This window comes from Tropicimonas sp. IMCC34043, from assembly GCF_003390845.1.
Classification (GTDB): domain Bacteria; phylum Pseudomonadota; class Alphaproteobacteria; order Rhodobacterales; family Rhodobacteraceae; genus Tropicimonas.
This window is the reverse complement of record NZ_QMEK01000001.1, coordinates 310,034-336,199: the sequence shown is the minus strand read 5'-3', so window position 1 is coordinate 336,199 and position 26,166 is coordinate 310,034. Positions and strand designations below refer to the sequence as shown.

Genomic DNA, 26,166 nt, shown 5'->3' with positions numbered 1-26,166 from the left:
GTCCCCCACTGCCAGGCGCGCACCGGAAAACCCGCAAAGCGTCAAAATCGAGACGTCTTTTGCCCCGTTGCGCCATGATCCTGTGCAGATGGGGTATCTCGAAGACGCGATAGCGGGTGCCACCCGATCCCGGCGCCGCACCGGGAATTCGTCCGCCCATTGAGGGAACGACGAAGCCAGGCCCTTCGCCGGGTTCGGCGCAAGCCGGATAAAATGCATGGAATCAATGCAGTCAAATATTCTTCAAGAAGACTACACAGCCACGTTACCGGAGACGGAACAATATGCGGTACGCCACAACGCTTCACTTTATCCGGAGTTTCCGATGAAGATTCTTCCTTTCGCAGCCGCCGTCGCCCTGACGCCGGCGCTGGCTGGCATTGCCTGCGCCACCTCGGTCCAACCGCTCGAACGGGCCCATGCACACAACGACTACGAACACACTCGCCCGCTTTTCGACGCGCTCGACAACGGCTTCACTTCGGTCGAAGCCGACGTCTGGCTGGTCGACGGTCAGCTTTATGTCGCCCACGACTATGACGAGATCGACACCTCGAAGACTCTGCAATCGCTCTATCTCGACCCGCTGCGCGAGATGATCGAAGCCAACGAGGGGTCGGTCTATGGCGACGGCACCAAGATGAACCTGCTGATTGACGTAAAGTCGAGTGCGTCCGCCACCTGGGAACTGCTCGACAGCGTGCTTGCCAGCTATTCCGACATCTTCACCGCCTTCAGCACCAGCGATGGCCGGACCGACGGTGCCGTCACCGCGCATATCTCGGGCAACCGCGACTATGACGCCATGGCTGACTCCGATCTGCGTTATGCCGGCTATGACGGACGCTCGAACGATCTGCTGTTCAGCGACATGCTCGATGGCGACCTTGTCACCATGGTCAGCCAGAACTGGACAAAGCTGTTCAGCTGGCGCGGCGTCGGCGAGATGTCGGCCACCGAAGAACAGTTCCTGGCCGACTATGTCGCCAAGGCCCATGCGAACGGCCAGATCGTCCGGTTCTGGAACACGCCCGACGCCGCCGGCGCGGCGCGCGATGCGCTGTGGGCAAAGCTGATCGAACACGACGTCGATCTGATCAACACCGACGATCTGTCGGGGCTGCAAGCCTTCCTGCTGGCCAACGATCCGAACGAAATGGCCGCCGTCCCGCTGCCGGGCGGCGTCTGGCTGCTGGGCGGTGCGCTGGCTTTTGTGGGCACGCGCCGTCGTCGTCGTGCCGCTTGAGCGCCACCATCCCGACCGTGATGCCGAGGGGGGCCACAAGGCCCCCCTTGTTCGTTTTGCATGGTGCCACCTGTCGACGGTTATCCGTTCAGATACCGGTCGAAATGTTCCAGTGTCCGCTGCCAGGCCAGTTCGGCCGCCGCCGCGTCATAGCGAGGCGTGGTGTCGTTGTGAAACCCGTGGTTGACGCCCTCGTAGATGAACGCCTCATAGGTCTTGCCGTTCTCATCGAGCGCCGCCTCATAGGCAGGCCAGCCCGCGTTGATCCGCTCGTCTAGCCCGGCATAGTGCAGCATCAGGGGCGCCTCGATCTTCGGCACGTCTGCCGCGTCGGGCTGGCGGCCATAAAAAGGCACGCCCGCAGCCAGTTCGGGATAGGCCACCGCAAGCGCGTTCACCACACCGCCGCCATAGCAGAAGCCAACAGCGCCGATCCTGCCGGTCGTGCCCTCGTGCGCCTGCAGATACTCGAAGGCGGCAAAGAAATCCTGCATCAGCTTGGCCGGGTCGAGCTGGCTCTGCATCTCGCGCCCCTCCTCGTCGGTGCCGGGATAGCCGCCGAGCGGCGTCAGACCGTCGGGCGCCATCGCCAGATAGCCGGCCTTGGCAAGGCGACGCGCCACGTCCTCGATATAGGGGTTGAGCCCGCGGTTCTCGTGGATCACCAGAACCGCCGGCAACGGCCCCTCGGTCCCGGCGGGCCGTGCCATCAGCGCCCGGATCGTGCCGTTGCCTTCGGGACTCTCATAGGTGACCCATTCGGTCTCGATCGACGGATCGTCCTCGGGCACCTGCTGGGCCAGCGCATAATTCGGGCGCAACTGTTCGAGCAGCACCGCGGCACTGACGCCCGCGGCGGTATATTGCGCGGCCTGTTTCAGGAACTCGCGCTTGCTGAACCGGCCATGCACATAGCCATCGAATATCTCGAGGATCCTCGGGTCGAAGTCGCTCGCCTTCATGCGTTCCATGTTCCTGTCCTCTCCTGTTGCATGCAGAAGAATATACGCGTCCGGCATGAAAGTGGACGCAGACCTGACACAGATGTGAAGCCGCGATGCGGCCTCAGCCGAGCGGCGCGATATCGCCCAGGGCACGGTTGGCGTGGAACTCGGCCTCCCAGGCGTCGAACCGCCCCGCCGCGATGGCCCCCCGCATCCCTTCCATGATTTCCTGGAAATAATGCAGGTTGTGCCAGGTCAGCAGCATCGAGCTGATGATTTCCTGCGCGCGGAACACATGGTGCAGATAGGCGCGGGAATAGTTGCGGCAGGCCGGGCAGGTGCAGGCCTCGTCCAGGGGCCGCGGATCGTCCTGATGCCGCGCGTTCTTGATGTTCACCACGCCGCGGCGGGTAAACGCCTGCCCGGTCCGCCCCGAGCGCGAGGGCAGCACGCAATCCATCATGTCGATGCCGCGCTTCACGGCGCCAACGATGTCGTCGGGCTTGCCGACCCCCATCAGGTATCGCGGCCGGTCGCGGGGCAGCATGTCGGGGGCATAGTCGAGAACGCCGAACATCGCTTCCTGCCCCTCGCCCACGGCAAGCCCGCCGATGGCATAGCCTTCGAACCCGATCTCGGTCAGCTTCTCGGCACTTTCGGCGCGCAGATCTTGCGTCACCCCGCCTTGCTGGATCCCGAACAGCGCATGTCCGGGCCGGTCGCCGAAGGCCTCGCGCGAGCGTGCCGCCCAACGCATCGACAGCCGCATGCTTTCGGCAACCCGCGCCTCGTCTGCGGGCAACGCCGGGCATTCGTCGAAACACATCACGATGTCGGAGCCGAGCAGGCGCTGGATCTCCATCGAGCGTTCGGGGCTGAGGAAATGCTTCGAGCCGTCGATGTGGCTGCGAAAGGTCACGCCGTCCTCGGTCAGCTTGCGCAGATCGGAAAGGCTCATCACCTGAAACCCGCCCGAGTCGGTCAGGATCGGCCGGTCCCAGTTCATGAACCGGTGCAGCCCGCCCAGCCGGTCGATCCGCTCGGCGGTCGGGCGCAACATCAGGTGATAGGTGTTGCCAAGCAGGATGTCGGCACCCGTGGCGCGCACGCTTTCGGGCAGCATCGCCTTCACGGTCGCGGCCGTGCCGACCGGCATGAAGGCCGGCGTACGGATCTCGCCCCGCGGGGTCGAGATCACCCCGGTGCGGGCCTTGCCGTCGGTGGCATGGAGGGAGAAGGAAAATCCGGACTGGCTGTTGGACATCGGGCGGGCCTTTCATCATGACCGGCGCTCTCTGCGCCAATCGGCTTGCAAGGAAAAGGCCGGATCGCGACGTTTTGCTCGCTCAGCCGCCGATCTCGGCCGGCGTGACCCCCTCCTTGATCCGGCGCAGCCGGGTATAGAGCACCGGGATCGGCAGCGCCGCGAAGCCGGTATAAAGCGCACCGACAAGCACGCCCAAAGCCACCGCCAGAACGACGCCAACGACGCTGATGCCGCCGTCGCTGGCGATGGTCAGCCAGCCAAGCAGACCGATCACAACCGTCATCGCCAGCGACATCGCAAGGAAGATCGCCGCGATCACGATGCCGAAGCCGACGATCGGCCAGCGATAGCCTTTGGTCAGCGCCGCGCTGCGCCCCAGCGCATTCAGCCCGGCGCCCTCGAACACCGCCACCGTCGGGGCGACGCAGAGCACGGCAAGGATCCACAGGCCGGGGACAATCATGAAGACCGCGCCGACCGAGCCCGCGATGCCAACGACCAACGCCAGAAGGGCGACCATGGCCATCACCGGCAGCGCGGCACGCAGGTAATCGCCCGTGCTGGCCCGCCGCCCGGCAAGGCAATCGACCGCGAGCCGCGCAACCGAGGCGACAAGCACGCCATAAAGCAGGATCTGCAACGCGCCTTCGACAAGGCCACCGATCCCCTGGGCCGAGACGGAGGCAATCCCGAACGCGGCCGAGCTTTGCGACATGACCGCGGTGCCATCGGCCCGCGCCACCTGCTGTTCGATGTGAAAGACGGTCCTCGGCCCGCGCAGGATTAGCGCGACCAGCATGCTCGACAGCGAATAGAGCAGGCCGAACAGGAACAGGCCGGAAAACCGCGCGCGGAAGATCCCGAACACGTCTGACACCAGTTGTCCGACCCCCAGGGGCGTCTGCCCTGTCGCTTCATCCATCTGTCCGCTCCCCCTGTCCGCGCTTTGCAGCACAGCGTCCCTGCCGCATCTGCGCACCGGTCATGCCACGTCCCGCCCGTCTCCCGGCGGCATTCCCGCCGCGGCGTCATGCAGCGGTGAGGCTTGGCCATTATATCCGATTCGCAGCGACCGCCACCAAATGACCGGCGCGAGGGCTTTTCTTGGTTCCGGCAATGTGCAAGTGGGGCCCGCGACAAGGCCCCCGAAAAGGAGCGTGCGATGACCGAATTGTTCAGACTGGGCTGGGAGGAGTGGGTGGCTTTGCCCGACCTCGGCCTGCCTGCCCTGAAGGCCAAGGTGGATACCGGCGCGCGGACCTCGGCGCTGCATGCCTTCGACATCGAGCCCTTCGGCCCCGCCAACAGCCCCAAGGTGCGGTTTTCGGTCCATCCGATCCCGGGCGAGGAGGATCTGGCGATCCCCTGTTCGGCCGAGATCGTCGACCGCCGCGACGTCACCTCGTCGAACGGCGAATCCGAGCTGCGCTATGTCATCGGCACCGAGATCCGGGTCGGCGCGCGCAGCTGGCCGATCGAGGTGACGCTGACCGACCGCGGCGGCATGGCCTATCGGATGCTGCTGGGCCGGCAGGCCCTGTCCGACGACATTCTGGTGAACCCGAGCGACGGCTTCTGCCAGCCCGCGCTCAGTTACGAGGCCTATCACGCCCAGCACATCCGCGAGGTGGCTCCGGCCCGGGCGCTGCGCATTGCCGTGCTCAGCCGCGAGGCGCACAATTATTCGACCACCCGGCTGGTGCAGGAAGGCGAGCGCCGCGGCCATGTGGTCGAGGTGATCGAGACCACGCGCTGCTATATGGCGATCAACACTCTGGCACCTGAAATCCACTATGACGGCAAGCGCCTGCCCCGCTATGATGCCGTGATCCCAAGGATCGGCGTCTCGGTGACCGCCTATGGCACCGCGCTCGTCCGCCAGTTCGAGACGCTCGGCACCTACTGCGTCAACGGATCCGAGGGCATAACGGCAAGCCGCGACAAGCTTCACGCCCACCAGATCCTTGCCCGTCACCGCATCGGGATGCCCGCGACCGCGTTTGCCAACTCGCCCAAGGACACCGACAACCTGATCGATCTTGTCGGCACCGCACCGCTGATCGTCAAGCTGCTCGAATCGACTCAAGGCAAGGGCGTCGTGCTGGCCGAGACCCGCAAGGCCGCGCAATCGGTGATCTCGGCCTTCCGCGGGCTGAACGCCAACTTTCTGGTTCAGAACTTCGTCAAGGAGGCAGCGGGCGAGGATATTCGCTGTCTGGTGGTCGGCGGACGGGTCGTCGCCTCGATGCGCCGGGTCGCCCAGCCCGGCGAGTTCCGTTCGAACCTGCATCAGGGCGGCCATGCCGAGCCGGCGCGGATCTCGAAGCCCGAACGCGAGGCGGCGGTAAAGGCCGCGCGTGCCTTCGGCCTCAACATGGCAGGCGTCGACCTGTTGCGCGCCGAGACCGGGCCCAAGGTGCTCGAGGTCAATTCCTCGCCGGGGCTCGAGGGGATCGAGAAGGCCACCGGCAAGAACCTCGCCAGCCTCGTCTATGACGAGATAGAAAAGCGTGTGCGGGTTACCGGGGTGCGTCGCCGGGCGCGGCCCGCGGCCCGGGCAATGCCCGCGGCTGGCTGAAACGCCACAAAGGGTGGACGCATCGCTCCGGCTACCTTATATAATCCGTCAAGTTTAGGATCGAGGGCAGTCCAACCCGATGACCAACCAGACCACACAAATCGAAGGCGCGCCGCTGGTTCCGCCTTCATCGACCGACCACCCGCTTTACGACGCTGTCGTCGAGGCCTGTCGCACCGTGTTTGACCCGGAAATTCCGGTCAATATCTTCGACCTCGGCCTCGTCTATGCGATCGAGATCAACGAGGCGTCGGAGGTGCGGCTGACCATGACGCTGACCGCTCCGGGTTGCCCGGTTGCGGGCGAAATGCCCGGCTGGGTCGCGGATGCGATCGAACCGGTGCCGGGGATCAAGCATGTCGACGTCGTGCTCGCCTGGGATCCGCCCTGGGGCATGGACATGATGTCCGACGAGGCCCGGCTGGAACTCGGCTTCATGTAGCACCCCGCTGTCGGGGCAGATTTTGCAAGCTAATTCGCTTGCATTTCGGAAACTCAACCAAAATCGCTTGCAATTGAGGCCGGGGCCGTCAGGATCGTCTCAGGAGGGGTCCATGGCCGTTTCCGTCCTGACCGGTGATATTGTCGCCTCGACCGCCCTGCCCCACGCGCTGCAGGAAGACCTTGTGCGCGCCCTCGCCGGCTGCGCCGAGGCGATGGAACCCTGGCACGGGCGCAGCCTGCTGTTCACCCGGCAACGCGGCGACGGCTGGCAGGTGGTTCTGGCCCGCCCCGAACTGGCGCTGCGCTCGGCCCTGTTTTTCCAGTCGGCCGTGCGTGCGCTTGGCAAGGGGCTGGCAACCCGGATCTCGATCGCCACGGACGAGGGCGACGCCGGTCCCGGTCCCGACCTCAACAGCGCGACTGGGCCTGCCTTTGTCGCCTCGGGCCGCGGGCTTGACGCGATGGAGCCACCCGAACAGATCTGCCACGTCGCGGGCGGCGCGCTTGGCGCGGCGGTACGGCTTGCCGATCACATTGCCCAGGGCTGGACCGCCGCCCAGGCCCGCGCGCTGCACCCGATGCTGACCCCGCTTACCCCCCCGCGCCACGCCGACATCGCCCGCGACCTGCAGATCACCCATCAGGCGGTGACACAGGCGCTGGACCGGGCCGGATTTGCCCCGCTTTCCGCCGCCCTCGACATGATCGAGGCAGCCGGCACATGACATACGAACTCGCCTTCATTTCCCGACTGCAAGCCTTTTCACCCGCAATTTTTCCGGAGCCATGCCGATGATCGAGACCCTCGCAGCCCTGCTGCTGGCCCATGCGCTGGCCGATTTCGTGTTCCAGACCGGCTGGATGGTCGCCAACAAGTCCCGCCTGCCGGTGCTTGCGCTCCACGCCGGCATCGCCTGGGCCGCCAGCCTCCTCGTTGCCGGTCACCTCTGGTCCTGGCCGGTTCTGGTGCTGGGGATCGTTCATCTGGCAATCGACCGGATCAAGCTCTGGCTCGGTCAGGACCTGCGTTATTATCTGCTCGATCAGGCGGCCCATCTGCTCTCCATCGCGCTGGTTGCCGCCTGGGTCCCCGGGCTGTGGGCCAGCGGCTGGTGGGCCGCACTTGCCGCCGACCAGGGTGCCACCTGGCTGCCCGCGGCCATGGCGGTGACCGCCGGCATGATCTTTGCCGTCCGCGCCGGCGGATTTGCGGTCGCGGCCCTGTTGGCGCCCTATGCACGCTACTGGAACCGCTATCGCGTGCTTTCGGGCGGACTGCGGGACGCCGGCCGCCGCATTGGCGAGCTGGAGCGCGGCCTGACCTTCATCCTCGTGATCGCGGGCTACCCGACCGGCGTCGCGATCCTGATCGCCGCCAAATCCGTGCTGCGGTTCAACGCCACGAGGGAGGACCGCCGGATCGCCGAATATGTCATCATCGGCACGCTCGCCTCGGTCGGCTGGGCGCTGCTGGTGGCTTTCTCGACCGAGGCACTGTTGCTGGGACTTGGTCATCCCACCACTTCCCCTTGAGTGATGCGCCGGCAGCGCCTATCTTACCCGCAATCACCAAGGATCCGCGCAATGTTCTCCATTCCCGGCAAGCAAGCCGTGACCCTCACTCCCAGCGCCGTCGCACAGATCGTGCGGCTGATGAAACGCGATGCCAAGTCGGGCCTGCGCGTCGGCATCAAGAAGGGCGGCTGTGCCGGCATGGAATACACCATGGAATTTTCCGACACCGTCGATCCGATGGACGAGGTCGTGGAACAGGAAGGCGCCCGGGTGATGATCGCCCCGATGGCGCAGATGTTCCTGTTCGGGACCGAGATCGACTATGAAAGCTCGCTGCTCGAGGCCGGGTTCAGGTTTCGCAACCCGAACGTCACCGATGCCTGCGGCTGTGGCGAGTCGGTCAAGTTCGACACGTCCATTGGCGCCGACCGCCCGGCCTGAGGCCCGGATCGCGCCTTCCGGCGCCCGAACAACCAGACCCTGAACTTCAAGGATTGCCGCCGCCGAAGCCATTTTCGGCGGCTTTCGATTCGTGCCCGGATCAGCGCCGCCTCACCCTGTGGCGAGGCTGTCCAGCCATCGAGGGCCCGGTCAATTTCTGGCAGGATCATCCTGACACCCTTTCATTTCTGCAAATCGTGCCCTAAGATTTCATGAAGTTCTGCTCTGGGGCAGCCGCGAAAATCTCAATCAGACTTTCAGAAATGAAACCTTCCCCCGATCAATCCAGGCTCGACCTCGACGATCTCGCCCTTTTCCTCGCGGTGGCCGGGGCAGGCTCGCTTTCCGCCGCCGCGCGGGCAACGGACACCAGCCTTCCGACGCTCGGCCGGCGGATGACCCGGCTCGAGGTCGCGATGGGGCGCAGGCTGTTCCGGCGCGGCAGCGCCGGCTATGCGCTGACCGCCGACGGGCGGGCGCTGGCAACCGAGGCCGCCGATCTGCAGACCGCCGCCCACCGGATCGCGCGCTGGCGCGATGCCGGCCCAAGGGCGGTGCGGGTCCGCGTCACGGCCGGGCTCTGGACCTCTCGTCACCTTGCCCGAAAGCTTCGCAGCTACTGGACCGAGGATCTGCCCTGGGCGCCGGAATTCCTCGCCTCGAACAAGGATGTGGACATCGCCCGGCGCGAGGCCGACATCGGCATCCGCAACCGCAGGCCGGATCAGGGCTGGCTTGCCGGGCGCCGCACCCGCCGGATCGACTACGCCGAATACGGCCGTGACGCCTCGGTCGCGGGCTTTGTCACCCAGCCGGCCGATTCCGCAGGCACGCCTTCGGAACGCTGGCTGCGGGCCAACCACGCAGACCGTATCGCCATGGTTGCCAGCGACGCCCGCCTCGCGCTCGACCTCGCGCTTCAGGGGGCGGGCCGGATCCTGCTGCCCTGCTTTGCCGGCGATGCCGAACCGGGGCTTGCCCGCCTGTCCGACCCGATCGCCGAGATCGGCCACGACGAATGGCTGGTCTGCCACCACGAGGCGCGCAACGATCCGCCGGTGCGGGCAGCGCTCGACGCCATTGCCGGGGCGTTGCGCGACCCTGCGTAACCGGTCCCGAAGGCGAGGCCTGTATCCGGGACCCTGCAGCAGCGTCCAAAATTGTTGAAACCCCCTCGCCCTGCCCAGAACCGCCATGTGGCCACTGCATGGGCATCAAAGAGCCGCGGGCCACTGCTCTTGACCCCGCCCCCCACCGCTGCAAATTGGCGCCAACCGCACAGCCCATACGGAAGGACGTCCCATGGCGCAGAAACTTGCCGCCGGTAACTGGAAGATGAACGGCACCGAGGCCTCGCTGGCCGAGATCGACGCAATGATCGCGGCCTTCCCGGCCCCTGGCTGCAAGGTGCTGATCTGCCCGCCCGCAACGCTTCTCGAACGGCTGTCCAGGCGTGCCGGCAACGGCCCGATCGCAACCGGGTCGCAGGATTGCCACATGAAGGCCTCGGGCGCCCACACCGGCGACATCTCGGCCGAGATGATCAAGGATGCCGGCGGCAGCTATGCCATCGTCGGACATTCCGAACGCCGCACCGACCATGGCGAGACCGATGCCATCGTCTGCGCCAAGGCCGAAGCAGCGCTTGCCGGCGGCCTGATCGCGGTGGTCTGCATCGGCGAGACCGAGGCACAGCGCGATGCGGGCGAGACGCTCGACCTGATCGGCACCCAGCTTGCCGGATCGATCCCCGAGGGCGTGACCGGCGACACCCTTGTCGTCGCCTATGAGCCTGTGTGGGCCATTGGCACCGGCCGGATCCCGACCATCGAACAGATCACCGAGGTCCATGACTTCATCCGCACCCGCCTCATCGAACGATTCGGGGCCGAGGTCGGCGCCGCCGTCAGCCTGCTCTACGGTGGCTCGGTCAAACCCTCGAACGCGACCGAAATCTTTGCGGTCGAGAATGTCGACGGCGCATTGGTGGGCGGCGCCTCTCTCAAGGCCTCGGATTTCGGCGCCATTATCGACGCGCTCCAGAAAGCCTGATAAAAAGAGTACATGAATCACCGCTCCTCCGCCGCCCCGGGCAAACCCGTCGAACATATCGCTACCGGTTTCCTGCGCGGAGGAGCGCTCCTCGTCGCGGCGCTCTGCCTTTTGCCCATGGTCGCGGTGGTCATCGCGGCCTTCCTCGGCTCGACCGAGACCCTGCGCCACCTCGCCGATACGGTGCTGGCGCGCTATTCCCTGACCACGCTCCAGCTGGTGATCAGCGTTGCCATCGGCACGGCGGCCATCGGCACCGGCGCGGCCTGGCTTGTCACCATGACCCGGTTTCCGGGATCACGCGTGCTGGAAATCGCCCTTGCGCTGCCGCTGGCGTTTCCGGCCTATGTCATGGGCTATGCCTATACCGACTTCCTCGACCATCCCGGCCCGGTCCAGACCACGCTGCGGGCCGTCACCGGATGGGGGCCGCGCGACTACTGGTTTCCGGAAATCCGGTCTGTCACCGGCGCGGCGGTCATGCTGATCCTCGTGTTCTACCCCTACGTCTATCTGCTGGCCCGCGCCGCCTTCCTGCAGCAAAGCGCCACCGCCTTCCTTGCCGCCCGCGCGCTTGGCAGCGGGCCCTGGCGGGCGTTTTTCCGGGTGAGCCTGCCGATGGCGCGGCCCGCGATTGCGGGCGGCGTGCTGCTGGCGGTCATGGAGACGATCGCCGACTATGGCACGGTGTCGTATTTCTCGGTGCAGACCTTCGCGACCGGCATCTATACCGCCTGGTTCACCATGGCCGACCGCGCGGCGGCGGCCCAGCTTGCGCTGTGCCTGCTGGGCTTTGCGCTGACGCTGGCGCTGTTCGAACGGGCACAGCGCGGGGCGGCCCGACATTACGGCGCCGGCAAACGGTTCGAACGGCTCCCGCCAACCACACTTGCCGGGCCGCGCAAATGGGCTGCGATGGTGCTGTGCGGGCTGCCCGTTCTGCTCGGTTTCGTGCTGCCCGTGATCCTTCTGCTGAGCATGGGGCTCAAGTCGGATCAGAGCATCTTCAGCCCGCGCTACATCGGGTATCTGCGCAATACGGTGACGCTGGCGGGCGCGGCCGCCGTTCTGACCGTGCTTGGCGCCATCCTGATCGGCTTTCGCCAGCGGATCTGGCCCGGTCCGGCCTCGTCCGTCGCGGGACATCTGGCGCGGATCGGCTATGCGGTGCCGGGCGGGGTGATCGCGGTCGGTCTGCTGGTGCCCTTCGCGGGCCTCGACAACCAGCTTGACGCCTTCATGCGCAGCCATTTCGGCGTTTCGACCGGGCTGCTGTTCACCGGCTCGATCTGGCTTCTGGTCTGCGCCTATATGGTCCGTTTCATGGCCGCAGCACTCAATGCCTATGACAGCGGCCTCGGCACGATCCATCCCAATATCGACGCCGTTGCCCGCACGCTTGGCCAGTCGCCGCTGCCGATGCTGGCCCGCATCCATTTGCCAATCCTGCGCCCCTCGGTTCTGACCGGGATGCTGATCGTCTTCGTCGACGTGACAAAGGAACTGCCGGCGACACTGATCATGCGGCCGTTCAACTTCGACACCCTTGCGGTGCAGGCCCATCGCCTCGCCTCGGACGAACGGCTCAACGGCGCCGCGGTGCCAAGCCTCGTCATCGTTGCCGTGGGCCTGTTGCCGGTGGCCATGGTCTGCCGCCACCTCGGCGCCCGCCGTTCGCGTCAATACGGCCCCGCCCCCGTCGCTGCCCCCGTCGCTGCCGAATAACGGCCTGCCCCGGGGCCGCGCAAGCGACACTGTCCAGGCAAAAAACTGGCCAGATCCACCGCCAGGGTGATAGGGTGCGGGGCCAACAGGGCAATTTGTCGGCGCCAGCCCTGCCCAGACAAATCCCTGACTCACTGAAGGAGGCACATATGAGGAAAGACCCTCAGGTCAATGTGCTGGGAGGAGAGCTAACCGCCTGCTCATCCCGGCCGCTGACAGGCTTCTTCCGCGACGGTGCGTGCAACACCTGCCGCGAAGATCGCGGGCTCCACACTGTCTGCGCAGTGATGACCGACGAGTTCCTCGCCTATTCGAAATACGTCGGCAACGATCTGAGCACGCCGCGCCCCGAATTTCATTTCATGGGTCTTAGGGCCGGCGATCGCTGGTGCCTCTGCGCCAGCCGTTTCCTGCAGGCGCATGACGAAGGCTGCGCCCCGGCCGTCGTGCTTGAGGCGACGCATCTGCGCACGCTCGAGGTCGTCCCTCTCGACGTGCTGCGCGAACACGCGCTGATCCCGCTATAGCAGGTCAGCGCGTGCCGGCGATCAGGCCACCGTGCCCATCTCGACACCGAGCGCACGCGCCACGGTGAAGATGTCCTTGTCGCCACGCCCGCACAGGTTCATGCAGATGAGGTGATCGGCCGGCAGGTCGGGCGCGATCTTCATCACATGCGCCAGCGCATGGCTTGGCTCCAGCGCCGGGATGATGCCTTCGGTCTCGCAGCACATCTGGAACGCCGCCAGCGCCTCGTCATCGGTGACATAGACGTATTTCGCCCGGCCGGTGTCGTGCAGCCAGGCATGTTCCGGCCCGATCCCGGGGTAATCGAGCCCGGCCGAGATCGAAAATCCTTCAAGAATCTGCCCGTCGTCGTCCTGCAGCAGATAGGTCCGGTTGCCGTGCAACACCCCGGGCCGGCCGCCGCTGAGCGAGGCGCAGTGCTGCATCCGGTCGTCGACCCCCTTGCCGCCCGCCTCGACGCCGACAATCTCGACCTCGGAATCGTTCAGGAAGGGATGGAACAGCCCCATGGCATTGGATCCGCCGCCAATGCAGGCGACGAGCGTGTCGGGCAACCGGCCTTCGCGCTCCAGCATCTGTTCCCGCGCCTCCTTGCCGATGATCGACTGGAAGTCGCGCACCATTGCCGGATAGGGATGCGGCCCCGCCACCGTGCCGATGCAATAGAAGGTGTCGCGCACATTGGTCACCCAGTCGCGCATGGCGTCGTTCATCGCATCCTTCAGCGTGCCCCGGCCCGAGGTCACGGGGATCACTTCGGCCCCCAGCAGCTTCATGCGGAACACGTTCGGCGCCTGCCGCTTGACGTCATGCGCGCCCATGTAGACCACGCATTTCAGCCCGAACTTTGCGCAGACCGTCGCCGTCGCCACCCCGTGCTGACCGGCTCCGGTCTCGGCGATGATCCGGGTCTTGCCCATCCGGCGCGCCAGCAGAAGCTGGCCCAGCACGTTGTTGATCTTGTGCGCGCCGGTGTGGTTCAACTCGTCACGCTTCATATAGACCTTGGCGCCGCCCAGTCGCGCGGTCAGCCGGTCGGCGAAATAGAGCGGCGAGGGGCGGCCGACGTAGTGCTTCCACAGGTCGTCCATCTCGGCCCAGAAGCTCTCGTCCGTCTTCGCATGTTCGTACTCGGCTTCCAGTTCCAGGATCAGCGGCATCAGCGTTTCGGACACGAAACGCCCGCCGAATATCCCGAACCGGCCGTTCTCGTCCGGAGCGTTCATGAGAGAGTTGAAGAGATCGTTCGCCATTGGGTCCGCCTTCCGAATTGGGCCATCCATCGGTCTAGTTCGATTGGCCCGCCGGGTAAAGCCACGCGATCGGGACACGAGGATCTGTTTCGAGGCCAGAACGGCAGCAGATTTGCCGCCGCCGAAAGGGCTCAGTCAAGCACGCGTTTGAAGCCGATGTGGGACGCCTGATATCCCAGCCTTTCGTAAAAGGCATGTGCGCGGCCGCGCACCTTGTTCGAGGTAAGCTGCACCAGACTGCAGCCGCCCGCCCGCGCGCGCGCCTCTGCATCCGCCATCAACGCAGCCCCAAGGCCCTGGCCGCGATGCTGCGCCGCAACCCGTACACTTTCGATCACGGCGCGCCGCGCGGCCTTCAGCGACAGGCCGGAAATCAGCGTGATCTGATAGGTCGCGACCACCGCGCCATCGATTTCTCCGACAACGACACGGCTGCCGCCCTCGGCCTGTATGCGATCGAAGGCCGCCAGATAGGGCGCGAGATCCATGCCTTCGCGCCCCTGTCCCAGAATGTCGTCGGCAAGCAGCGCGATCACCGCCGGCACATCCTCGCGCCGCGCGTCGCGCCAGAGCACGCTCACGCCATCGCCGCCTTTGCAAAGGCCGCGATCCGGGCCGCATCCTTTACGCCCGGCGCACTTTCAACCCCGCTACTGACATCGACCTGCCGCGCCCCGGTCAGGCGGATCGCCTCGGCGACATTGTCGGGGGTCAGACCACCGGCCAGCATCCAGGGTAAGGCCCAGCGGCGCCCGCCAATCAGACGCCAGTCGAACGACAGACCGTTGCCACCCGGCAGCACCGCACCCTTCGGCGGCTTCGCGTCGATCAAAAGCTGATCTGCGACAAGGCCATAATCCGCAACTGCCGGCAGGTCCGCCTCGCTGGCCACGCCCACCGCCTTCATCACCGGCAGCCCATAGCGCTCGCGCACCAGCGCTACCCGCTCGGGGCTTTCCTTGCCATGAAGCTGCAGCATGTCGATTGGCACCATGTCGAGAATCTGGTCGAGTTCCGCGTCGGTCGCATCGACTGTCAGCGCAACCTTTGCCAACCCGGACGGCGCCTCCAGCGCCAGCGCGCGGGCGGCGGCGGGGTCGAGATTTCGCGGCGATTTCGCGAAGAAGACAAACCCGGCATAGGCCGCGCCTGCCGCGACCACGGCAGAGACGTCCTGCGGCCTGGTCAGGCCGCAGATCTTGACACGAATTCCGGATGCCATGGCGGAATCAGATCGCCGCCTTCTTGGGCGATTCTTCCAGCAGCGCCAGAACCTCGTCCTTGCCCCTGTGCTTCTCGCCCTTCAGCGAGTTGACCTCGCGGTTCAGCGATCTGACCTGACGCTGGCGCTTGGCGACTTCCGAGCGATGCTTGGACTCGCGCATCCATTCGAGGAAGAAGCCGATCAACAGGCCGACCGCGACGCCGCCCAGGGCGACAAAATAGAGCGGCAGCGAGACTGACAGGTTGAATTGGGCCACCTCGGCCAGTGCCGGGGGAAGCAGGGTCAGCGTGACGAAATCGCGGTTTGCCATCGCCATGACGACAAGACAGGCGACAATGACCGCCAGCAAAACATACCAAAGAAAACGCAGCATGGTCAGACTCTTGAACCTCTCAGCTCTCATTGCCATTAAGACGGTCGCGCAACAGCTTGCCCGTCTTGAAGAAGGGTACGTGCTTTTGCTCCACGTCCACCGCATCACCGGTGCGTGGATTACGTCCTGTCCTCGCATCCCGACGCTTCACCGAAAAGGCGCCGAAACCGCGCAGTTCCACACGATCCCCCCGCGCCATAGCTTCGATGACCTCGTCGAACACGGTGTTGACGATCTTTTCCACATCGCGCTGATAGAGATGCGGGTTCTCTTCGGCAATGATCTGAATGAGTTCCGATCTTATCATGACATGTCCCCCTGGGCGCCCGCATACGGGCGGCACGCCGCCCGGCAATGCGAACTATAGGGGTAAACGCCCGTTCGCGGAACGCCAAAGACGATCCCGGAGCGAAAATCTGCACCCTAAGGCGCGGAAATCAGGACGGAAATGAACGCCGCGGCGCAGAAATTCCGTCGCGACACCTTGCGGCACACGCCCGGCAGACCATCAGATTCGGGGAAATTCCCCCGGATTGTAACCGAAAAACGAAAAAACCCCGCGGCAGATGCCGCGGGGTTCCGGAACCCTTCAAAGGGTCGCGATCACTCGTCGCGCTTGAGCGCGGCGCCCAGGATGTCGCCCAGCGAGGCCCCCGAATCAGAGGAGCCGAACTGTTCGACCGCTTCGCGTTCTTCCGCGATTTCGCGTGCCTTGATCGACAGACCCAGACGGCGCGTCTTGGCGTCGATGTTGGTGACGCGCACGTCGACCTTGTTGCCGACCCCGAAGCGCTCGGGGCGCTGTTCGGAACGGTCACGGGACAGGTCCGAGCGGCGGATGAAGGACTTCATGCCTTCGTATTCCACCTCGATGCCGCCATCCTCGATCGCGGTGACGTTCACGGTGATGATCTCGCCCCGCTTCACGCCGCCGACAGCCTCGGCAAACTTGTCGCCGCCAAGCGCCTTGATCGACAGGCTGATGCGTTCCTTGTCGGTATCGACCTCGGTGACCACGGCCTGAACCATGTCACCCTTGCGATACTGCTGGATGGCTTCTTCGCCGCGCTGATCCCAGGACAGGTCGGACAGGTGAACCATGCCGTCGATGTCGCCGGGCAGGCCGATGAACAGGCCGAACTCGGTGATGTTCTTGACCTCGCCCTCGACCATGGTGCCCTCGGGATAGGATTCGTCGAACACCTCCCACGGGTTGCGCATGGTCTGCTTGAGGCCGAGCGACACGCGACGCTTCGCCGTGTCGATCTCGAGCACCATGACCTCGACTTCCTGGCTGGTCGAAACGATCTTGCCGGGATGCACGTTCTTCTTGGTCCAGGACATTTCCGAGACGTGGACAAGGCCCTCGACCCCCGGCTCCAGCTCCACGAAGGCGCCGTAGTCGGTGATGTTGGTAACCCGGCCGGTGTGGACCGATTCGAGCGGGAACTTCAGCTCGACGGTATTCCACGGATCGTCCTGAAGCTGCTTCATGCCCAGGCTGATACGGTGGGTTTCCTTGTTGATCTTGATGACCTGGACCTTGATGGTCTCGCCGATCGACAGGATCTCGGAGGGATGGTTGACGCGGCGCCAGGCCATGTCGGTGACGTGCAGCAGGCCGTCCACACCACCCAGATCGACGAAGGCGCCGTATTCGGTGATGTTCTTGACCACGCCGTCGACGGCATCGCCCTCGTTCAGCTTGCCGATGACCTCGGCGCGCTGCTCGGCACGGGATTCTTCCAGGATGGCGCGGCGCGAGACCACGATGTTGCCACGACGGCGATCCATCTTGAGGATCTGGAACGGCTGCTTCAGACCCATCAGCGGGCCGGCATCGCGCACCGGGCGGACATCGACCTGGCTGCCGGGCAGGAAGGCCACGGCACCGCCCAGATCGACGGTGAAGCCGCCCTTGACCCGGCCAAAGATGGCGCCTTCGACACGCGACTCGTCGGCATAGGCCTTTTCGAGACGGTCCCAGGCTTCCTCGCGGCGGGCCTTGTCACGGCTGATGACCGCTTCGCCCCGGGCGTTCTCGACCCGATCGAGGAACACCTCGACCTCATCGCCAACGGCGATTTCGGGAGATTCGCCGGGGTTTGCGAATTCTTTAAGATCGACCCGGCCTTCCATCTTGTAGCCGACGTCGATGATAGCCTGGCCTGCCTCGATGGCGATGACCTTGCCCTTGACCACCGAACCTTCGTTCGGGGTGTCGATTTCGAGGTTTTCGTTAAGGAGGGCCTCGAATTCCTCCATGGTCGCATTAGCTGACATGCAGTCGGTTTTCCTTGCGTTTCTATTTTGCTGGCCGAGCGGTTGTCTCCGCCGGTCTTTGGTTTGGTCGGATCGGTCTGCCCGGGATAAACAATCAGGGCCGGAGGTTGCCCCGACCCTGCCCGTATCCCGGCGTTGACCGCTCTTTATGTGACAGCGGCCATATAAGCTCTTATCCGTCACAGAGCAAGGATGTTCCGCCGCAGCCCCGGTTCGGCGGTTCTCAGCAGTACCGCTCCGGTCCGACCCATTGTGCCGCAGAATAGCGGTCGCCATGGGCCCAGCCGACCGGAAGCACCGCCGCGATCCGCCCGAGATCCTCGTCCGACAGCCGCCGCCCGGCGCCGGTCAGCAGCTCGTCGAAATGCGCGACCGACCGGGTGCCGGGGATCGCCACCACCTGCTCGCCCTGCGCCAGCACCCAGGCCACTGCCAGCCCGGCTGCGGGCAGCCCCATCTCGGCCGCCAGCGCCCGAAAGCCCGCCGTTGCCTTGATGTTGGCGGCATGGTTCGGCGCCTGAAACCGCGGACAGGCCGACAGAAACGCCAGCCCCGGGATCCTGTCGGCATCGATTGGCGCATCGGTCAGCATCGAACGTCCGACCGGCGAGAACGCCACCAGAGTCGTACCAAGCTCGGCGCAAGTCTGCACCAGACCCAGTTCGGGAGACCGTGTCGCCAGCGAGTATTCCGATTGCACCGCCGCCACCGGATGCACCGCCGCGGCGCGGCGCAGCGAACTTGGCGCGATCTCGGAAAACCCGATCGCGCGGGCCTTTCCGGCGGCCACAAGACCCGCCGCCGCCTCGGCCACCGCCTCGATCGGCACTTCAGGGTCGCGCCGGTGGACATAGAACAGATCGACCGCCTCGATCCCCATCCGCCGCAGGCTGGCCTCGAGTTCCGCGGTCAGATGTGCCGCCGAATTGTCGAATTTCCGCGCGCCGGTGTCCGGATCGCGGGTGATCCCCGCCTTGGTCGCGATGTGGAAGAAATCCCGCGCCACCGGTCCCCTTGCGGCCAGAAAGCTGCCAATCGCCGCCTCGGACCGGCCCATGCCATAGATGTTGGAGGTATCGACATGGCTGACCCCGCGCGCCATGGCGCGGTCCAGAATTGCGTGCGAGGCCGCCTCGTCGGTCGGTCCATAGGCGTCGGAGAAGGACATCGCGCCAATCCCGATGGCCGAGACCTCGGGCCCATCCCGTCCGATCCTGCGCTTCAACATGTCTTTATCTTTCCAATGGGTTCGGGACGATTCTTCGTTTCCCCCAGCCGACCACCGCGGCGTAAATGCGTTGGGGGAAGGCCCGCATTGCGGGACGGCAGCAACCCGCCCGGAATGCCTATCGCCCCTCGGCCGCGGCACGCTTTGGCAGCCGTGCCAGCGCGCGGTCGACCTGCAGCGCGGCCGCCGCAATCGCCTCGTCGATCGACATCGCGCTGGTGTCGAGCTGCAGCGCATCGGCGGCCGGTGCCATCGGCGCCGTGACCCGCGCCGCATCGCGGGCGTCGCGCCGCGCCAGATCGAGCGCCACGTCCTGCAATGTCACCGCATGTCCCTTGCCCGAAAGCTCCCGGAACCGCCGCTCGGCACGCACCGCATCGGTTGCGGTCACGAACAGCTTCACCTCGGCATCGGGGCAGATCACCGTGCCGATGTCGCGCCCGTCCAGAACCGCACCGCCCAGCCGGCGGGCAAAGGCGCGCTGGTAATCCACGAGGGCTGCGCGCACCTCGGGCAGCGCCGCGGCCTGGCTTGCGGCCTGGGCCACGTCCGGTGCACGCAGCGATGCCTCGTCGGCAAGATCCGCGCGCGTCAGCGATTTCGCCGCCGCGACAGCCGCCTCGCCGCGCAGGGTCCGCAGCCCCACGGCCCGATAAAGCAGCCCGGTATCGAGATGGGCAAAGCCATAGCGCGCAGCGACAGCGCGGGCGATGGTGCCCTTGCCGGCCGCGGCGGGTCCGTCGATGGCAACAGTCAGGCTCATTGCGGAAGATCCTTCCAGTCACGGGTCGCTTGCGTGGACGCCTTGATAGCGCAGCCGAGCCGCAAGGTGAAGCCGCCCGGGCCTTAACCGTTGTCGCGGGTCAACACGGCGCCAAGCCCGGTCATCAGCGGCACGAAGATCGGGAACGAGGTCGCGATCGGCCCGGCATCGTCAACCGAAACCGGCCTCTTCGCCGCCATACCGCAGATCAGGAACGACATCGCGATGCGGTGGTCGAGCCTTGCGGCACAGATCGCCCCGCCGGGAACCCCGCCGGCGCCCTGCCCGTGCACGGTGAAGCTGTCCTCGGTCTCGTCCACCGTCACGCCGCAGGCGCGCAGCCCGGTCGCCATGGCGTCGATCCGGTCGCTTTCCTTGACCCGCAATTCGTGAACCCCCGCCATCACCGTCGCGCCCTCGGCAAAGGCCGCGACGACCGACAGGATCGGGTATTCGTCGATCATCGAGGCCGCGCGTTCGGGCGGCACGGCGATGCCTTTCATGTCGGGCGAGAACCTTGCCCGCAGGTCGGCCACCGGCTCGCCGCCCTCCTCGCGTTCGTTCTCGAAACTCAGATCCGCGCCCATTTCCTGCAGGGTCGTGAACAGCCCGGCGCGAGTCGGGTTGAGCCCGATGTTCGGCACCAGAACGTCCGATCCCGGCACGATCAGCGCGGCGCAGACCGGGAAGGCCGCCGACGAGGGATCGCGCGGCACCGCAATGACCTGCGGCTTAAGTTCGGGCCGCCCGGTCAGGGTGATCCGGTGGCCCGAGGCCACCTCCTCCACCGCGACCTCGGCACCAAAGCCGCGCAGCATCCGCTCGGTATGATCGCGGGTTGCGACGCGTTCGGTCACCACGGTCCGCCCCGGCGCATTGAGGCCCGCCAGAAGGACCGCCGACTTGACCTGTGCCGAGGCGACCGGCGTTGCATAGTCCACGGGCACCGGATCCTCGGCGCCGACGATGGTCATCGGCAGCCGACCGCCCGCACGCCCGACCGCGCGTGCCCCGAACAGCGCCAGCGGGTCGGTCACCCGCCCCATCGGGCGCGAGCGCAGGCTGGCATCGCCGGTGAAGGTCGCGCTGATCGGACAGGTGGCCATCGCCCCCATGATCAGCCGCACACCGGTGCCGGAATTGCCGCAGTCGATCACATCCTCGGGCTCGGCAAAGCCGCCGACCCCAACGCCGTCAACCGACCAGTCGCCCGGCCCGTGCCGGGTCACCCCGGCCCCGAAGGCCGCCATCGCCCGGGCCGTATCGAGAACGTCCTGCCCTTCGAGCAGCCCCGATATCCGGGTTTCGCCCACGCACAGCGCGCCGAGGATCAGCGCGCGGTGCGAGATCGACTTGTCCCCCGGCACCTCGGCCACACCCGTCAACGGCCCGGCGCTCTGGGCGGTCATCTTCTCGGGCGTGCCGTGCGATCCCATGGGCGTTCTCCTCGTCCTGTCATTTCCGGTCGGTTACAGGAGCCGCGACCCAGCGTCCAGCGGCGGTGCGCGCCGCCGACCCGTCGCAATAGGGCGGAAAGCCGCGTTCGCGCCGGATGCCCTTGCGGCCCCCGACCGCCACGGACTTAATGGGCGCGGATCCGCCACGCCCGGTAACACCATGCGGTGCGGCCATTACAGGAGACAGACATGACCGACCTTCCTACCCTGCCGCTTCGCGACGGCCATTCGATCCCGCAGCTCGGCTTCGGCATCTGGCAGGTGCCCTCCGAAACCGCCGCCGAGATCGTGCAAAGTGCGCTTGAAACCGGCTATCGGTTGATCGACGGCGCCTATATCTATGGGAACGAGGCGGGGCTTGGCGAGGGGCTGCGCCGCTCGGGCGTCCCGCGCGAGGAGGTCTTCATCACCACCAAGGTCTGGAACCCCGATCAGGGCCAGGCCAAGGCTCGCGCCTCGGTGGAACGCAGTCTGAAGACCATCGGCGTCGAACAGCTGGATCTGGTGCTGATCCACTGGCCGGTGCCGACGCAAGACCTCTATGTCGAAACTTGGAAAGCCTTCATCGAGATGCGCGACGAGGGGCTGGTGCGGTCGATCGGTGTATCGAACTTCAACGCCGATCACCTCGACCGCATCGTGGGCGAGACCGGCGAGGTCCCGGTGATCAACCAGATCGAACTGAACCCTTCGCTTCAGCAGCCGGAACTGCGGGCCGCGAATGCCCGCCACGGGATCGTCAGTCAGGCCTGGACGCCGCTTGGCAATGCCCGCTCGTTCGAAGCAGCGCCGATTGCCGAGGCGGCGGCCCGCACCGGCAAGAGCCCGGCCCAGGTGATCCTGCGCTGGCACATCCAGTTGGGAAATTCGGTGATCCCGCGGTCGGTCAACCCGGTGCGTCAGGCCGAAAACCTCGACATTTTCGATTTCGAGCTGACGGCGGCGGAAATGGCCGCAATCGCCACGCTCGACGTCGGGCTGCGGACCGGTCCCGATCCGTCGGTGTTCCGGCTGCTCTGACCCGGATGGCGGTCTTGCGGCTGCGCACGCGCGAGTTCAAGACCCCCGCTGTGCCCGAACAGCCATTGGCCTTCCGGCAGGTCAGACCCGCCGGAAGGTCAGATACTGCGGCACCCGCCCTTCGCGCAGCGCCTTGCGTTCATAGCGGGTCGAAATCCAGTCGTCCCAAGGCGTGAGCCAATCCTCCGGCCGTTCGGCGAGCAGGCGAAAGCCATGCTGCGGCACCTGCTCCAGCGTCTGGCGGACATAATCGGGGATATCGGTCGCGACCCGCAGCTCGGCCCCGGGCCGCATCACCCGCGCCAAGGGCACAAGATAGTCGGGCGTCACAAACCGCCGCCGGTGGTGCCGCGCCTTTGGCCAGGGATCGGGATAAAGCAAGAAGGCCTTCGAGATCGAGGCTTCGGGCAGCACGTCGAACAGATCGCGGACATCGTCAGGGTGTACCGCCAGGTTCTCGACCCCGGCGGCACGGATCTTGCCCAGCAGCATCGCCACCCCGTTGATGAAGGCCTCGGCGCCGATGATCCCGGCCTGCGGGTTTGCGGCGGCCTGATGCACCAGATGCTCGCCGCCGCCAAAGCCGATCTCGAGCCAGACCTCACGCCCGCCGAACAGCCGATCAAGGTCAAGCGGCCGCCGTTCGGGGTTGGCCTCCCGGTCGACCGGGCCGGGGGAAAGCCGCGTCAGATCCTCGGCCAGATAGGTCTGCTGGCTCGCCCGCAGGGTCTTGCCCAGGCGGCGGCCATACAAATTGCGCCAGGGCGCAGCGGGGGGTGAGTCGGGGGTGGACATGGGGCGCGGGTTTCGCAAACCGGGGCCACGCCGTCAAGCGGCACGACCGCGCGCGAAAGCGCGCCCGGCCCAACCGGAGGCTCCCCCGCAAGGGGGCGCCGGCCGGGCGGGAGAGCCCCGGTCACGGCAATTCGCCATGGCCGGGATCGCGCCCTCACGTTCGAAGGCCCGCAGGAAGGCAGTTCAGGCACCGCGTTCCGGGCAACCGGACAGGTGCCGGCGCGTGCCTCAGACCACCGCCTTTTTAAGCGCCTCGGCCAGATCCAGCCGTTCCCAGCTGAAACCACCGTCGGCCTCGGGTTCGCGCCCGAAATGGCCATAGGCGGCGGTGCGCTGATAGATCGGGCGGTTCAGATCCAGATGTGTCCGGATACCCCTCGGCGTCAGGTCCATGACCCGCGCCAGCGCCCGCTCGATCGCCGTCTCGTCAACCGCGCCGGTGCCGAAGGTATCGGCATAGATCGACAGCGGCTTTGCCACGCCGATGGCATAGCTGAGCTGGATCACGCAGCGCTTGGCAAGACCCGCGGCCACCACGTTCTTGGCAAGATAGCGCGCCGCATAGGCCGCCGAGCGGTCGACCTTGGTCGGGTCCTTGCCCGAAAAGGCGCCGCCGCCATGCGGTGCCGCGCCGCCATAGGTATCGACGATGATCTTGCGTCCGGTCAGCCCGGCGTCGCCGTCTGGCCCGCCGATCACAAAGGTGCCCGTGGGGTTCACCCACCATTCGGTTGCCTCGGTGATCCAGCCCGAGGGAAGCACCTCGCGGATATAGGGCTCGACGATGGCGCGGATATCGTCCGAGGTCTGCGCCTCGTCGGCATGCTGGGTCGACAGCACGATCGAGGTCACCTCGACCGGCTTGCCATCCTCATAGCGGATCGACAGCTGCGACTTGGCATCGGGCCGCAGCGTCGGTTCGGCACCCGATTTGCGCACCTCGGCCAGCCGCCGCAGGATCGCCTGGGCATACTGGATCGGCGCCGGCATCAGCTCGGGCGTTTCATCGACCGCATAGCCGAACATGATCCCCTGATCGCCGGCCCCGTCGCGATCCACGCCCTGGGCAATGTGTGCCGACTGCTCGTGCAGGAAGTTCAGCACATGGCAGGTGTTCCAGTGGAAATGTTCCTGCTCATAGCCGATGTCGTGAATGCAGTCGCGGGCGATCTGGCCGATCCCGCCCATGAAGCTCTTCAGGCGATCCCGGTCGGACAGCCCGACCTCCCCGCCGATCACGACCATGCCGCTGGTGGCAAAAGTCTCGCAGGCAACGCGCGCATTCGCTTCCTCGGCGAGGAAGGCATCGAGGACCGCATCCGAGATACGGTCGCAAACCTTGTCGGGATGCCCCTCTGACACCGATTCAGAGGTAAATACATAGTTCTGTCTGGGCATGGTCGCTCCGTTGGGTAATTCCTCGTCACGCCAGGAAGCCGTTGTGACGGAATGGATTTCGCTTAGGCTCATTCCCCAACAGGGTCAACTGCACACACCTGGGTGCCAACGACGCAGCGCAAGCCCGAAAAGTGCCAGCATCGCGCAGAGCACGCGCGCCGGCCAGTCGCCGAACCGCACATAGGGTGTCGGCTTCAACGGTGCGGCGAGCGCGGCGTCGGCAAAGCCCTCGACCTTGAGCGGCACCGAGGCCACCACGCGCCCATAGGGGTCGATCACGGCCGAGACGCCGGTCTGGGCCGAGCGCACAAGCGGCAATCCCTGTTCGACCGCCCGCAGCCGCGCCAGCGCCAGATGCTGATAGGGGCCCGACAGCGAACCAAACCAGGAATCGTTGGTGATCTGCACCAGCCAGTCCGCCCGCCCCGGCGCGCGCGCAATATCGCCGGGAAAGATCGCCTCGTAGCAGATCAGCGGCAAGGCCGTGCCTGCGGCTTTCAGGTCGATCAGCTGCGGCCCCGGCCCCGACGCATAGCCACCGGTGTCCTGAGCGGCGAGGCCAAAGATCCCCCAGCCGGCGAACAGATCCATGAACGGCATGTACTCGCCGAACGGCACAAGGTGGTGCTTGTCATAGAGTGCTGTGACGCCGCCATCCGGCCCCAGCACGACAAGCGAATTGAACCAGCGCCCGATCTGGTCCTGACGCTGCACCCCGGCGACAACCTCGGCCCCGCCTGCCGCGGCGGCCATCTGCTCAAAGGCCGGGCCGGCAAAGCGCAAAAGCTCGGGCACCGCCGTCTCGGGCCAGACGACGACGTCGGGCCGGCGCCCGCCCGCTGCGGGGGGCGCGGCGGTCAGCGCGATCTGGCGCTGGAAGAACACCGGGATCATCTCGGGCAGCCATTTCAGGTGCTGCGCCGCATTGGGCTGCACCACCCGCACCGTGACGGCCGGATCGGCCGGCACCGCCGCCCCCGCGGGCACATGGCGCATCGCAAAAAGCGCGGGCAGCGCGGCAAGGGCTGCACCGGCCACGACGCCCGCAACCAGCCGTCTGGGACCAAACAGAACCGGCATCGCGGCGGCCAGCAGCGTCAGCAGGGTCAGGCCGTGGGCGCCCGCGAGGGCCGCAAGCTGCATCTGCGGCCAGCCGATCCAGATGTGGCCGATCAGCGCCCAGGGGAATCCGGTGAAGACAACCGAGCGCAGCATCTCGGCCGCGGCAAAGGCCGACACCAGCAACAGCCCCCGCGATCGCGCCCCGCGGCCGAGCCCGATGGCAAGCCCGCTCGCCACGGCCCAGAACAGCGCCAGTCCCCCCGCCATCAGCACCAGCGCAAAAGGCGCCATCCAGCCGTCGCGCGCCGGATCGACCATGAAGGGCTCGACAATCCAGAAAAGCGACGCAGCGAAGTATCCGGCGCCAAGCGCCCAGCCGCGCCATGCTGCCACCCGCCACGCCTCGATCCGCGACAAAGACCCAAGCGCCACCGCCCAGGCCGCCAGACTGACCCAGGCCCAGCCCAGCGGGGCCTGCCCGGTCGCCGCGATTGCCCCCAGAGCGGCGGCAAAGGCCACCCCCCGGCCGCGGCGCGCGGCCGTCTGCGATGTCGCAAGTATCATGGAGG

26 protein-coding genes and 1 riboswitch are annotated in these 26,166 nt (G+C 66.2%); of the genes, 11 read left to right on the top strand and 15 right to left on the bottom strand.

What is annotated here, in order from left to right; genetic code table 11:
* Positions 1-325 precede the first annotated feature (325 nt).
* Positions 326-1,246 carry a hypothetical protein gene (locus DQG17_RS01535; RefSeq protein ID WP_198666003.1) on the top strand — a complete coding sequence of 307 codons (921 nt, stop codon included), beginning with the start codon at positions 326-328 and terminating at the stop codon, positions 1,244-1,246.
* A gap of 80 nt (positions 1,247-1,326) precedes the next feature.
* Here DQG17_RS01535 and yghX read toward each other — a convergent pair whose 3' ends face one another.
* The 3 genes from yghX to DQG17_RS01520 all read right to left on the bottom strand — a co-directional run bounded on the left by yghX (position 1,327) and on the right by DQG17_RS01520 (position 4,379).
* Positions 1,327-2,217, bottom strand: a complete 891-nt coding sequence (gene yghX / locus DQG17_RS01530; RefSeq protein ID WP_116130996.1) for a YghX family hydrolase — start codon at positions 2,215-2,217, stop codon at positions 1,327-1,329.
* A 94-nt stretch (positions 2,218-2,311) separates the two neighbouring features.
* Positions 2,312-3,454: a tRNA guanosine(34) transglycosylase Tgt gene (gene tgt / locus DQG17_RS01525; RefSeq protein ID WP_116130995.1), complete on the bottom strand. Its 1,143-nt coding sequence runs from the start codon at positions 3,452-3,454 to the stop codon at positions 2,312-2,314.
* An 82-nt stretch (positions 3,455-3,536) separates the two neighbouring features.
* Positions 3,537-4,379, bottom strand: a complete 843-nt coding sequence (locus DQG17_RS01520; RefSeq protein ID WP_116130994.1) for a hypothetical protein — start codon at positions 4,377-4,379, stop codon at positions 3,537-3,539.
* Between the two features lie 240 nt (positions 4,380-4,619).
* Between DQG17_RS01520 and rimK the strand changes: the two genes are divergently transcribed.
* From rimK to DQG17_RS01475, 9 genes are all read left to right on the top strand, one after another.
* On the top strand, positions 4,620-6,035 hold the full coding sequence (gene rimK, locus DQG17_RS01515; protein WP_116130993.1) for a 30S ribosomal protein S6--L-glutamate ligase: 1,416 nt from the start codon (positions 4,620-4,622) through the stop codon (positions 6,033-6,035).
* 79 nt (positions 6,036-6,114) lie between these two features.
* On the top strand, positions 6,115-6,477 hold the full coding sequence (locus tag DQG17_RS01510) for an SUF system Fe-S cluster assembly protein (protein WP_116130992.1): 363 nt from the start codon (positions 6,115-6,117) through the stop codon (positions 6,475-6,477).
* 112 nt (positions 6,478-6,589) lie between these two features.
* A complete protein-coding gene (locus DQG17_RS01505) occupies positions 6,590-7,204 on the top strand; it encodes a MarR family transcriptional regulator (RefSeq protein WP_116130991.1) in 615 nt (204 codons plus the stop codon).
* A gap of 67 nt (positions 7,205-7,271) precedes the next feature.
* Positions 7,272-8,012: a DUF3307 domain-containing protein gene (locus DQG17_RS01500; protein ID WP_116132524.1), complete on the top strand. Its 741-nt coding sequence runs from the start codon at positions 7,272-7,274 to the stop codon at positions 8,010-8,012.
* A gap of 51 nt (positions 8,013-8,063) precedes the next feature.
* Entirely contained in the window at positions 8,064-8,435 is a 372-nt protein-coding gene (locus DQG17_RS01495) for an iron-sulfur cluster assembly accessory protein (protein ID WP_116130990.1), read from the top strand.
* Positions 8,436-8,698: 263 nt separating this feature from the next.
* Positions 8,699-9,544 (top strand): LysR family transcriptional regulator, encoded by an 846-nt coding sequence (locus DQG17_RS01490; protein WP_116130989.1) that lies wholly within the window; start codon positions 8,699-8,701, stop codon positions 9,542-9,544.
* A 193-nt stretch (positions 9,545-9,737) separates the two neighbouring features.
* The gene (gene tpiA / locus DQG17_RS01485; RefSeq protein WP_116130988.1) at positions 9,738-10,487 is read left to right on the top strand and encodes a triose-phosphate isomerase; all 750 of its coding nucleotides are present in this window, start codon (positions 9,738-9,740) and stop codon (positions 10,485-10,487) included.
* Positions 10,488-10,499: 12 nt separating this feature from the next.
* Positions 10,500-12,212 (top strand): iron ABC transporter permease, encoded by a 1,713-nt coding sequence (locus DQG17_RS01480; protein WP_116130987.1) that lies wholly within the window; start codon positions 10,500-10,502, stop codon positions 12,210-12,212.
* Positions 12,213-12,361: 149 nt separating this feature from the next.
* Positions 12,362-12,739, top strand: a complete 378-nt coding sequence (locus DQG17_RS01475) for a DUF2237 family protein (protein ID WP_116130986.1) — start codon at positions 12,362-12,364, stop codon at positions 12,737-12,739.
* Between the two features lie 21 nt (positions 12,740-12,760).
* Here DQG17_RS01475 and trpB read toward each other — a convergent pair whose 3' ends face one another.
* The 9 genes from trpB to aroA all read right to left on the bottom strand — a co-directional run bounded on the left by trpB (position 12,761) and on the right by aroA (position 21,301).
* Complete coding sequence (gene trpB / locus DQG17_RS01470) at positions 12,761-13,993, bottom strand: tryptophan synthase subunit beta (RefSeq protein ID WP_116130985.1); 1,233 nt, start codon at positions 13,991-13,993, stop codon at positions 12,761-12,763.
* Positions 13,994-14,124: 131 nt separating this feature from the next.
* A complete protein-coding gene (locus DQG17_RS01465) occupies positions 14,125-14,574 on the bottom strand; it encodes a GNAT family N-acetyltransferase (protein ID WP_116130984.1) in 450 nt (149 codons plus the stop codon).
* A complete protein-coding gene (locus tag DQG17_RS01460; RefSeq protein ID WP_116130983.1) occupies positions 14,571-15,215 on the bottom strand; it encodes a phosphoribosylanthranilate isomerase in 645 nt (214 codons plus the stop codon). The genes DQG17_RS01465 and DQG17_RS01460 overlap by 4 nt, the downstream gene beginning before the upstream one ends.
* A gap of 7 nt (positions 15,216-15,222) precedes the next feature.
* Positions 15,223-15,591, bottom strand: a complete 369-nt coding sequence (locus DQG17_RS01455; RefSeq protein WP_369907966.1) for a LapA family protein — start codon at positions 15,589-15,591, stop codon at positions 15,223-15,225.
* 19 nt (positions 15,592-15,610) lie between these two features.
* Positions 15,611-15,898, bottom strand: coding sequence for an integration host factor subunit beta (ihfB, locus tag DQG17_RS01450; protein WP_116130982.1), 288 nt, complete (start codon positions 15,896-15,898; stop codon positions 15,611-15,613).
* A gap of 296 nt (positions 15,899-16,194) precedes the next feature.
* Positions 16,195-18,150, bottom strand: a complete 1,956-nt coding sequence (rpsA, locus tag DQG17_RS01445; protein ID WP_255415623.1) for a 30S ribosomal protein S1 — start codon at positions 18,148-18,150, stop codon at positions 16,195-16,197.
* Positions 18,098-19,102 (bottom strand): aldo/keto reductase, encoded by a 1,005-nt coding sequence (locus tag DQG17_RS01440; protein ID WP_116130980.1) that lies wholly within the window; start codon positions 19,100-19,102, stop codon positions 18,098-18,100. The genes rpsA and DQG17_RS01440 overlap by 53 nt, the downstream gene beginning before the upstream one ends.
* 118 nt (positions 19,103-19,220) lie before the next feature.
* Positions 19,221-19,865, bottom strand: coding sequence for a d(CMP) kinase (locus DQG17_RS01435; RefSeq protein ID WP_116130979.1), 645 nt, complete (start codon positions 19,863-19,865; stop codon positions 19,221-19,223).
* 83 nt (positions 19,866-19,948) lie between these two features.
* Positions 19,949-21,301 (bottom strand): 3-phosphoshikimate 1-carboxyvinyltransferase, encoded by a 1,353-nt coding sequence (aroA, locus tag DQG17_RS01430; RefSeq protein WP_116130978.1) that lies wholly within the window; start codon positions 21,299-21,301, stop codon positions 19,949-19,951.
* 210 nt (positions 21,302-21,511) lie between these two features.
* Between aroA and DQG17_RS01425 the strand changes: the two genes are divergently transcribed.
* The gene (locus DQG17_RS01425; RefSeq protein WP_116130977.1) at positions 21,512-22,342 is read left to right on the top strand and encodes an aldo/keto reductase; all 831 of its coding nucleotides are present in this window, start codon (positions 21,512-21,514) and stop codon (positions 22,340-22,342) included.
* An 81-nt stretch (positions 22,343-22,423) separates the two neighbouring features.
* Here DQG17_RS01425 and DQG17_RS01420 read toward each other — a convergent pair whose 3' ends face one another.
* The 3 genes from DQG17_RS01420 to lnt form a co-directional block, all read right to left on the bottom strand.
* Positions 22,424-23,137, bottom strand: coding sequence for a tRNA (guanosine(46)-N(7))-methyltransferase TrmB (locus DQG17_RS01420; RefSeq protein ID WP_116130976.1), 714 nt, complete (start codon positions 23,135-23,137; stop codon positions 22,424-22,426).
* A 228-nt stretch (positions 23,138-23,365) separates the two neighbouring features.
* Positions 23,366-24,535 carry a methionine adenosyltransferase gene (metK, locus tag DQG17_RS01415; RefSeq protein ID WP_116130975.1) on the bottom strand — a complete coding sequence of 390 codons (1,170 nt, stop codon included), beginning with the start codon at positions 24,533-24,535 and terminating at the stop codon, positions 23,366-23,368.
* 3 nt (positions 24,536-24,538) lie between these two features.
* Positions 24,539-24,588, bottom strand: a riboswitch (SAM-SAH riboswitch).
* 31 nt (positions 24,589-24,619) lie between these two features.
* Positions 24,620-26,161 (bottom strand): apolipoprotein N-acyltransferase, encoded by a 1,542-nt coding sequence (gene lnt, locus DQG17_RS01410; RefSeq protein ID WP_116130974.1) that lies wholly within the window; start codon positions 26,159-26,161, stop codon positions 24,620-24,622.
* Positions 26,162-26,166: the final 5 nt, after the last annotated feature.